General features: G+C 70.7%; 8 protein-coding genes. 6 read left to right on the top strand and 2 right to left on the bottom strand.

The annotated features are described in order from the left end of the window. The first annotated feature begins 24 nt into the window (after window positions 1-24). The 6 genes from OOT46_RS30385 (at window position 25) to OOT46_RS30360 (ending at window position 3,969) form a co-directional block, all read left to right on the top strand. On the top strand, window positions 25-1,233 hold the full coding sequence (locus tag OOT46_RS30385) for a sulfite oxidase (protein WP_265407366.1): 1,209 nt from the start codon (window positions 25-27) through the stop codon (window positions 1,231-1,233). Between the two features lie 5 nt (window positions 1,234-1,238). After that, window positions 1,239-1,595, top strand: a complete 357-nt coding sequence (locus OOT46_RS30380; RefSeq protein WP_265407365.1) for a c-type cytochrome — start codon at window positions 1,239-1,241, stop codon at window positions 1,593-1,595. 271 nt (window positions 1,596-1,866) lie between these two features. After that, window positions 1,867-2,892, top strand: a complete 1,026-nt coding sequence (locus OOT46_RS30375; RefSeq protein ID WP_265407364.1) for a threonine ammonia-lyase — start codon at window positions 1,867-1,869, stop codon at window positions 2,890-2,892. Between the two features lie 156 nt (window positions 2,893-3,048). After that, window positions 3,049-3,438, top strand: coding sequence for a hypothetical protein (locus OOT46_RS30370; protein ID WP_265407363.1), 390 nt, complete (start codon window positions 3,049-3,051; stop codon window positions 3,436-3,438). Beyond that, window positions 3,435-3,695, top strand: coding sequence for a DUF5985 family protein (locus tag OOT46_RS30365; protein WP_265407362.1), 261 nt, complete (start codon window positions 3,435-3,437; stop codon window positions 3,693-3,695). The genes OOT46_RS30370 and OOT46_RS30365 overlap by 4 nt, the downstream gene beginning before the upstream one ends. A 1-nt stretch (window position 3,696) precedes the next feature. After that, window positions 3,697-3,969 (top strand): DUF5985 family protein, encoded by a 273-nt coding sequence (locus OOT46_RS30360; protein ID WP_265407361.1) that lies wholly within the window; start codon window positions 3,697-3,699, stop codon window positions 3,967-3,969. A gap of 38 nt (window positions 3,970-4,007) precedes the next feature. Here OOT46_RS30360 and OOT46_RS30355 read toward each other — a convergent pair whose 3' ends face one another. Further along, entirely contained in the window at window positions 4,008-6,221 is a 2,214-nt protein-coding gene (locus tag OOT46_RS30355) for a response regulator (protein WP_265407360.1), read from the bottom strand. Beyond that, window positions 6,218-9,917: response regulator (locus OOT46_RS30350; protein WP_265407359.1), on the bottom strand; the 3,700-nt coding region annotated here is incomplete at its 5' end. The genes OOT46_RS30350 and OOT46_RS30355, both read right to left, overlap by 4 nt.

The raw sequence follows: 9,917 nt of genomic DNA, 5'->3' as shown, positions 1-9,917 counted from the left end.
TTCCTTCCTTCAGGAGAAAACAAAATGACCAAGGAACTCACTTCCCTGCCGCGCCGGCACCTGCTGGCCGGCACCGCGGGCGCCCTCGCCGCCGCCGGCCTCGGCACCTGGAGCAGCGCCGCCTCGGCCCAGACCGAGGCCGCCAAGCCGCTGCCCGGCTACGCCAGCTGGAAGTCCGGCGACAGCCTGATCGTGCACAGCTCCAACACGCTGGAGACCCGGCGCAGCGCCTTCGGCACCAGCGTGATCACGCCCAGCGAACAGCTCTACGTGCGCAACAACCTGCCGCCGCCGGATGCCTCGGTGCTGGCCGACCGGGACGCCTGGGTGCTGGACATCGAAGGCGTGCAGCATCCTCGGCAGCTGACCCTGGGCCAGCTCAAGACGCTGGGCCTGGAGACGGTGACCACCGTGCTGCAGTGCTCCGGCAACGGCCGCGGCTTCTTCCCGAGCAAGCCCAGCGGCACCCCTTGGAAGGTGGGCGCGGCCGGCTGCGTGGTGTGGAGCGGCGTGCCGCTGCGCGCGGTGGCGGAGGCGCTCGGCGGCGTGGCCGACGGCATGGCCTACATCACCGGCACCGGGGGCGAGAAGCTGCCCGAGGGCATCGACCCCAAGACCGTCGTGGTCGAGCGTTCGGTGCCGATCAAGGCCCTCGGCGACGCGCTGCTGGCCTGGGAGATGAACGGCCAGCCGCTGTCGCTGGCCCACGGCGGCCCGCTGCGGCTCATCGTGCCCGGCTACCAGGGCGTCAACAACATCAAGTACGTCAAGCGCCTGGCCTTCACCGCCAAGGAGAGCGACGCCAAGATCATGGCGCACGGCTACCGCATGACGCCGCCGGGCGCCAAGGCCGATCCCAGCCAGCCTTCGGTGCTGGAGATGAGCGTGAAGTCCTGGGTCAACTCGCCCAACGCCGACGGCGGCACGCTGACGGCCGGCCGGGTGCAGATCCACGGCGTGGCCTTCGGCGGCACCCAGGCGGTCAAGCGCGTGGAGGTCTCGACCGACGGCGGCAAGACCTGGCGCGAAGCGCGCTTGGTCGGCCCGGACCTCGGCAAGTTCGCGTGGCGCCAGTTCGTGCTGAGCACCGAGCTGCCGGCGGGTACGCACACCCTCACCAGCCGTGCCACCGATGCGGCGGGCAACGTGCAGCCCGAGGGCCGGGTCGACAACGTGGGCGGCTACAACAACACCAGCTGGCGCGACCACGCGGTCACCGTCACGGTGGCCTGAGCCCGATGCGCGCGTTGATCCGCCTCAGCCGCGGCTGGCACCGGGCCAGCCTGGCGCTGCTGGCCTCAGCCGCGCTGCTGCCCGCCGCGCGCGCCGACGAGGCGGCCCAGCTCGCGCTGGGCCGCAAGCTTTTCACCGAAACCGCGGTGCCCGCCTGCAAGCTGTGCCACACGCTGAAGGACGCCGGCGCCGAAGGGGCCGTCGGGCCGGTGCTGGACGAGCTCAAGCCCGACGCGCAGCGTGTTGCCACCGCGCTGCGCAACGGGCTGGGCGCGATGCCGTCCTACCGCGCCAGCCTGTCGGACGAGCAGATCGCGGCGCTGGCGCGGTATGTCGCGAAGGCCAGCGGAGCGGCCCCGTAAGCAGACCGCGCAGCGCGTCCGCGCGGCGCGCCTTGGGGGGCCGCCGTCCCCTGCCCACGGCAAAGGCCGCTCGCCCGTCGGCGCCGGCCATGCCATGATGCGGACGTGACCTTCCCGCCCCTCCCCCTCGCTACCACCCCGACCCCGGGGTCCATTCGAATTCGCCAGGACCGCTGAGCTGCGGCTTCGGCCGGTGCCCGGCGGTCCCCCCGTGCCCCTGCCGTCCCGGGCCCCCGGCCCGCCACGAACCGCATCGAATGGAGAACCCCGCATGTCCGCCGTCGTCACCGACACCCCGCCCGCCGCCGTCGCCTCGCCCTACCCCAGCCTGGCCGAGATCCGCGCCACGGCCGCCCGTCTCGAAGGCAAGGTCCTGCACACCCCCGTCTGGCGCTGGCAGACCGGCGTCGTCGCCGACAGCCTGCATCCGGACACCGAGGTCTGGCTCAAGCTCGAGCTGTTCCAGCGCACCGGCACCTTCAAGCTGCGCGGCGCCCTCAACAACCTCGCCGCGCTGGATGCCGAGGCGCTGCGGCGCGGTGTGGTCGCCGCCAGCGCCGGCAACCACGCGATCGCGGCGGCCTACGCGGCCCGCGTCGCCGGCTGCCACGCCAAGGTCGCGATGCCCCGGCATGCCAGCCCGGCCCGCATCTCCGCCTGCCGCGCCGAGGGCGCCGAGGTGCTGCTGACCGACACCGTGCACGACGCCTTCGAGCTGGCCCAGCGCCTCGTCGCCGAGGAAGGCCGCACCCTGGTCCATCCCTTCGACGGCCCGCTGACCGCGCAGGGCACCGGCACGCTGGGCCTGGAACTGGTGGAGCAACTGGGCCGGCTCGATGCCGTGGTGGTGCCGGTCGGCGGCGGCGGCCTGTGCGGTGGCGTCGCGGCGGCGATCAAGCAGCTGCAGCCCGCTTGCCGCGTGTACGGTGTCGAGCCCTTCGGCGCCGACGCGATGTTCCGCAGCTTCGAGGCCGGCGAGCCGGCGCGGCTGGAGCGGGTGGACACGGTCGCCGACAGCCTGGGGGCGCCTTATGCCCTGCCCTACAGCTGGGGGGTGTGCCGGCGCTTCGTCGACCAGATCGTGCGCGTCGACGACGAAGCCCTGTGCCGCGCGATGCACGCGCTGTTCCGCGACATGAAGCTGGCGGTCGAGCCGGCCGCCGCGGCCGCCACCGCGGCCCTGCTGGGCCCGTTGCGCGCGCAGCTGGACGGACAGCGCGTCGCGCTCATCGTCTGCGGCTCGAACATCGACGCGACGCGCCACGCCGAGCTGCTGGCGCGCGGCGCGGCTTCCTGAAGCGACCGGCGCCGCCGCGCCGGACAGGGCCGGGGACCGAGCCCGGCCGCCCCGATGGCCCAAAGACGGGGTATAAAGCGAGCCGGCCACTGGTGCGCCGAAACGGCGGCCGGTGTCGATCCACCCTGCCTGCAGCCCCACACGCCCCAGCCTCGAGTGACGCAAGACCTCATCCCGGCCCCGATCCGGAAGTTCGCCCTCGATCACGTGGACTCCATCGCGCACATGGAGGCCTTGCTGATACTCTGGCGCGATCCCTCGGCGGTCTGGGCCGTCGAGCAGGTGGCCCAGCGGCTCTACATCCCGGGTGGCGAGGCCGCGGGCGTGCTGCTGCGGCTGGAGCAGCTGGGTCTGGCGCAGCAGCACGGCGGCGCCTACCGTTATGCACCCGCCTCGGCCGCGATGGCGGCCCACGTCGACGCACTGGCAGCGCTCTACTCCACCCATCTCATCCCGGTCACCAACTTGATCCACTCCAGACGGGACAGCCGCGTCCAGGAATTCGCCGACGCCTTCAAGCTCAGGAAAAAAGGGGACCGCTCATGATGGCCAGCATGATCTATGGTCTCTGTGCACTGACCGCCGTGGTGTGCGCGGTGCTGCTGCTGCAGGCCTGGCGGCGCGGCCGCTACCGCCTGCTGCTGTGGAGCGGCTTGTGTTTCGTCGGCCTGGCGGCCAACAACCTGCTGCTGGTGATCGACAAGCTGGTGCTGCCCGGACGCGACCTGTCGCAGGCGCGCAGCTGGGTGGCGCTGGCGGCGATGCTGGTCCTGCTGTACGGCCTCATCCTCGATTCGGAGTGACATGCTGACCAACGCACTGCTGATGGGCGCCATCGCGATGGCCTCGGTCGTGGCCGCGATGTTTTTCCTGCGCTTCTGGCGCCGCACCCACGACCGATTTTTCCTGCTGTTCGCGCTGGCCTTCCTGCTTGATGCGATCAACCGCGTGACCCTGGGCCTGGACCAGCAGCCCGAGGAGCAGGCGCCCCTGTTCTACCTGGTGCGCCTGTTCAGCTTCGGCTTGATCCTGCTCGCGATCGTCGACAAGAACCTGCGCGGCCGGCGCGAGCGCTGAGGCGCGTCGCCGGCCGCGCCTCTCGGCCGCCGCGCGATTCAGCCCACCGACAGGTCGCCGGCCGCCGGGTCGCCCAATGCCGCGTGGCGACGGGCCTGCCAGGCATCGATCAAGGCGAGAATCTCCTCCGGCCCGGCCGGCTTGACCAGGTGGGCGTCGAAGCCCGCCTCGGCGGCGCTCTGGCGGTCCTCCTGCTGGCCGTAACCGGTCAGCGCGATCAGGAGGGCATCGCTGGTCGCCGCCGTCTGGCGCAGCCGGCGTGCCACCGCGTAGCCGCTCATGCCCGGCAGGCCGATGTCCAGCAGCACGACCTGGGGCACGTAGACCGGCGCGCAGGCCAGCGCCTGCAGGCCGTCGCCCACCGTCTTGACCTCGTGCCCCTCGAGCGCCAGCACGGCCGCGACGCTGTCGGCCGCGTCCTGGTTGTCGTCGACGATCAGCACCCGCACGCCCTGGACATCGCCGGCCGGCGCCTCGCCGTCGCCGCCGTGCTCGCGCTCCACCACGCTGACGCAGGGCAGCCAGACCTTGAACTCCGAGCCTTGGCCGCGGCCGCCGCTGCGCGCTTGCACGCGCCCCTGGTGCAAGGCCACCAGGCGCTGCACCAGGGTCAGGCCGACCCCCAGGCCACCCTGGCTGCGGTCCAGCGTCTGCTCGCCCTGCTGGAACAGATCGAACACCCGCGGCAGCAGACCCGGCTCGATGCCGACCCCGTTGTCGCGCACGCCGATCACCGCCTCGCCGCCATCGATCGCGGCGGACAGCTCGATGCGGCCGCCCTCCTCGGTGTACTTGGCAGCGTTGTTCAGCAGGTTGGCGACGATCTGCGACAGGCGGCTGAAGTCGGCCTGCAGCCAGGCCGGCTGCTCGGGCAGGCTTTGCTCCAGCGTGTGGCGACGCGCCTCGATCATCGGGCGCACCGTTTCCACGGCATGCGAGATCACGGCGTTGAGCTCGACGCGCTGCTTGTGCAGCACGATCTTGCCCTGGTTGATGCGGGCAACGTCCAGCAGTTCCTCGACCAGGCGGGTGAGGTGCTTGACCTGACGGTCCATCACGTCGCTGGCCCAGCCGATCTTGGGGTCCGGCGGCGCGACCCGGCGGATCACCTCGATCGCATTGCGGATGGGCGCGAGCGGGTTGCGCAGCTCGTGCGACAGCATCGCGAGGAACTCGTCCTTGCGGCGGTTGACCTCCTGCAGCTCGGCCTCGGCCTGGCGCCGCTCGACGATCTCGGTCTCGAGGCTGCGGTACAGGCGCGCGTTCTCCAGCGCGATGGCGGCGCGCCCGGCGACTTCCTCCAGCAATCCGAAAACCGTCGCGCCGTCGGCTTCGCCGGGCACGAGCGCGGGCCCGGCCACCAGCAGGGTGCCGATGGGCTTGCGCCCGACCATCAGCGGCACCGCCGCCGCGGCCGGCTCGACACCCGGCGACCCGGGCGCATACCCTTCGAGCCGCGCCACGTCGATGCGCCGCTCGGCCTCCAGGGCGCGCTCCAGCAACTGCCGCAGCGGCGCGGGCAGCTCGGCGTACTCGCGGACCCGCGGCGCGCCCTCGTCGCCCGCCTGCTGGATCAGGCAGCCGCCCGGGACACCATCCGGGCACCCCAGGTTCAGCACGGCCAGTGTGGCCATCTCGGGCACCAGCAGGCGCAGCAGCTCACGCATCGCGACGCCGGTGTCCAGGGAGCCGCCCAGCACCCGGCTGGCCTGGGCCAGGAAGGCCGAGCGCCGCGAGTGCTCCTCGGCGGCGCGCCGGGCCGCCTGCTCGGCGGCCAGCGCCACGCGCTCCTCGGCCTGCTGGCGCACGCGCTGCTGCATCGCATACAGCTCGACGAACACCTTGACCTTGCTGCGCAGCACCTCGGGCACCACCGGCGAGAGGATGTAGTCCACCGCGCCGAGCGAATAGCCGCGGGCGGTCTGCATCTCGTCGGCATAGGCCGTGATGAAGATGATGGGCGTGTGCGCAGAACGCTTGTAGCTGCGGATCAGGCGCGCAGTCTCCAGCCCGTCGATGTCGGGCATGTTGACGTCCAGCAGGATCACCGCGAACTCGCGCTGCAGCACCTCGCGCAGCGCCTCGCTGCCGGAGCGGGCGGACACCAGGTTCTGGCCCAGGTCCTCCAGCACGGTCTGCAGCACCAGCAGCTTGTCGGGCAGGTCGTCGACGATCAGGATGTTGCCCGGCCGCGGCAGGTCGGCCTCGGCAGCGGCCAGCGGGTTCGCGGTGACGGGCGGCGACGGATTCATTGGCACAACCAGCTCCGCAGCACCGCCAGCAGGTGCGTGGTGTCGACCGGCTTGGACAGGTAGTCCCAGGCGCCGGCCTGAATGCATTTCTCGCGGTCACCCTTCATCGCCTTGGCGGTCACGGCGACGATGGGCAGCTCGCGGCCGCCGGGCAGCTTGCGGATCTCCTGGATGGTGGCGAGACCGTCCATCTCCGGCATCATGATGTCCATCAGCACGATGTCGATGGTGGGGTCGTCCTGTACCAGCCGGATCGCATCGCGGCCGTTCTCGGCCGAGACGATGACCATGCCGTGGTCGTCCAGCACCGTCGCCAGCGCGAAGATGTTGCGCATGTCGTCGTCGACGATCAGGGCCTTGCGGCCGGCCAGGGTGCGCACCTGGCCTTGCAGCTCCTCCAGCGCGCCACGCTGCGGGCCGGGCAGCGCCGAGACCTTGCGGTGCAGGAAAAACGCGCTGTGGTCGAGCAGCTGTACCAGCGAACCGGCATGGCGCACCGGCAGCGGCAGGTGCGACTGGTGCCAGGCCGACGCGGCCTCGTCCGGACCGCCCTCGAACACCACCACCGGCAGCGGGCGCGTCTCCAGCGCGCTGTCCACCACGCTCAACAGGCTGTCCGGCCCGAAGTCGGGCAGGCTCGCGTCCACCACCAGCAGGTCCGCCCCGCCGCGTGTCAGCGCCTGGCGAGCCGTCTCGCCCTGCTCGGCCAGCACCAGCTCGATCTCGCCGCGCAGGCCGTCCTGCAGGGCGCGCCGCGCCGCCGTGTCGCCCATGGCCAGCACCACGCGCCGTTCGCTGCGGGCGCTGTAGCGCCCCAGGTCGGCGAGCGCCTGGTCCACCTCGTCCTTGGACTGCAGCGGCTTGGCCAGGAAGGCCAGCGCACCCGAGGCGAAGGCGCGCTCGCGGGCGTCGTCGGTCGAGACGACGACGATGGGCACGTGGCGCGTCGACAGGTCGGCCTTGAGGCGGTCGAGGATGCGCCAGCCCTGCATGTCGGGCAGGTGGATGTCGAGCGTGAGGGCCGCCGGCTGGTACTCCACCGTCATCGACAGCGCCTGCGCACCGCCGGTGCTGACCAGGCCCTTGAAGCCGTGCTCGCGGGCCGAGTCCAGCAGCACCTTGGCGAAACTCAGGTCGTTCTCGACGATCAGCAGCACCCGGTCGCCCGGGGCGATCTCCGCACGGTCGTCGCCGGCGGGGTTGCTGCTCGCCGGCAGGACCTCGGCAGCGGCCAGGACCTCGGCCTCATCGGGCGGCGCCGCGGCCTCGACGTGCTCGCTGCCGGCACGGCGGCGCGGTGCTTCGACGGCCGGCGTCCGCGTGACGCGCCCGCCGCGCGCCCCGCCCAGGCTCTGCGGCAGGTAGAGCGTGAAGACACTGCCCTTGCCCGGCGCGCTGACCAGGCGGATCTCGCCGCCCAGCAGGCGCGACAGCTCGCGGCTGATCGCCAGGCCCAGCCCGGTGCCGCCGTACTTGCGGCTGGTGCTGCCGTCGGCCTGCTGGAAGGCCTCGAAGATGATCTGCTGCTTGTCCGCCGAGATGCCGATGCCGGTGTCGGCCACCTCGAAGGCGATCACCTGGCCGGCCCGGTTGAGCTCCTCGTTGTCGCTCGACCAGCCCTCGGCCACCGTGGTCAAGGTGAAGGTCACCTGCCCGTGGTGGGTGAACTTGAAGGCGTTGGACAGCAGGTTCTTGATGATCTGCTGCAGGCGCTTGACGTCGGTGACGATGCTCTTGGGCAGCGGCGGCTCGACCCGCACCTGGAAGCCGACGTGTTTGGATTCGGCGAAATGCCGGAAGCTGCGCTCCACATAGCGCTGCAGCTCGTCCAGCCGCAGCTCGCTGACGTCCACCGCGACGGTGCCCGACTCGATCTTGGACAGGTCCAGGATGTCGTTGATCAGCATCAGCAGGTCGTTGCCCGAGGAGTGGATGGTCTTGGAGAACTCCACCTGCTTGGCGGTCAGGTTGCCTTCGGCGTTCTTGCACAGCTGGTCCGACAGGATCAGCAGGCTGTTGAGCGGCGTGCGCAGCTCGTGCGACATGTTGGCGAGGAACTCGGACTTGTACTTGGAGGTCAGCGCCAGCTGTTCGGCCTTTTCCTCCAGCGCCTGGCGAGCCTGCTCGACCTCCTGGTTCTTGCGCTCCACCTCCTGGTTCTGGTGGGCCAGCAGGCGGGCTTTTTCCTGCAGCTCCTGGTTGGTCTGCTGCAGCTCCTGCTGGCGGCTCTGCAGCTCCTCGGCGAGCGACTGCGACTGCTTGAGCAGGTCCTCGGTGCGGCTGTTGGCCTCGATCGTGTTGATCACGATGCCGATGCTCTCGGTCAGCTGGTCGAGGAAGGCCTCGTGGGCCGGGTTGAAGCGCTCCAGCGAGGCCAGCTCCAGCACGCCGCGCACCTGGCCCTCGAACACCACCGGCAGCACCAGCACGTCCATCGCCGCGCTCTCGCTCAGGCCGGAGGCGACACGGAAGGCCGCCGAGGGCACGTTGGTGAGCAGGATCTTTTCCTTGTCAATCGCGCACTGCCCCACCAGGCCCTGGCCCAGCTCGATCTCCTTGCCGTGGGTCATCTGGCCGCCGGAGGCATAGCTGGCGAACAGCTTCAGCCGCGGCGTCTCGGACACGGTGCTGACCACGTAGAACTCGGCCTGGTGCGCCCGCACCACCGGCGCCAGCTCGGAGAGGATCAGCTGGCCCACCGTGACCAGGTCCTTCTGGCCCTGCAGCATGCGGCTGAACTTCGCGAGATTGGTCTTGAGCCAGTCCTGCTCCGTGTTTTTCTGCGTGGTGTCCTTGAGGTTGCGGATCATCTCGTTGATGGTGTCCTTGAGCGCCGCCACCTCACCCTGGGCTTCCACGGTGATCGAGCGCGTCAGGTCGCCCTGTGTCACCGCGGTCGCCACCTCGGCGATCGCGCGCACCTGCGTCGTCAGGTTGGCCGCCAGCTGGTTGACGTTCTCGGTCAGGCCCTTCCAGGTGCCCGCGGCACCCGGCACCTTGGCCTGCCCGCCCAGCTTGCCTTCCACACCCACCTCGCGCGCCACCGTGGTCACCTGGTCGGCGAAGGTGGCGAGCGTGTCGGTCATGCTGTTGATGGTCTCGGCCAGCGCAGCGATCTCGCCCTTGGCCTCCACCGTCAGCTTCTGCTTGAGGTCGCCGTTGGCCACGGCGGTCACCACCTTGGCGATGCCGCGCACCTGGCCGGTCAGGTTGCCGGCCATGAAGTTCACGTTGTCGGTCAAGTCCTTCCAGGTGCCCGAGACCCCGCGCACCTGCGCCTGGCCGCCCAGCCGCCCTTCGGTGCCCACCTCGCGGGCCACCCGGGTCACCTCCGCCGCGAAGGACGAGAGCTGGTCCACCATGGTGTTGATCACGTTCTTGATCTGCAGGATCTCGCCGCGCACGTCCACGGTGATCTTCTGCGTCAGGTCGCCCATCGCGATGGCGGTCGCGACCTTGGACACGTCACGCAGCTGCACCGTGAGGTTGGAGCCCATCGAATTGACCGAGTCGGTCAGATCCTTCCACGTCCCGGCCACACCTTGCACATCGGCCTGGCCGCCGAGCTTGCCTTCGGTGCCCACCTCGCGTGCCACCCGCGTCACTTCCGCGGCAAAGCTGCGCAGCTGGTCCACCATCGTGTTGATGGTGTTCTTCAGCTCCAGGATCTCGCCCTTCACGTCCACCGTGATCTTC

The sequence above is a fragment of the Aquabacterium sp. A7-Y genome (assembly GCF_026153205.1).
Taxonomy (GTDB): Bacteria; Pseudomonadota; Gammaproteobacteria; order Burkholderiales; family Burkholderiaceae_C; genus Caldimonas.
This window is presented reverse-complemented; position numbering and strand designations above follow the sequence as displayed.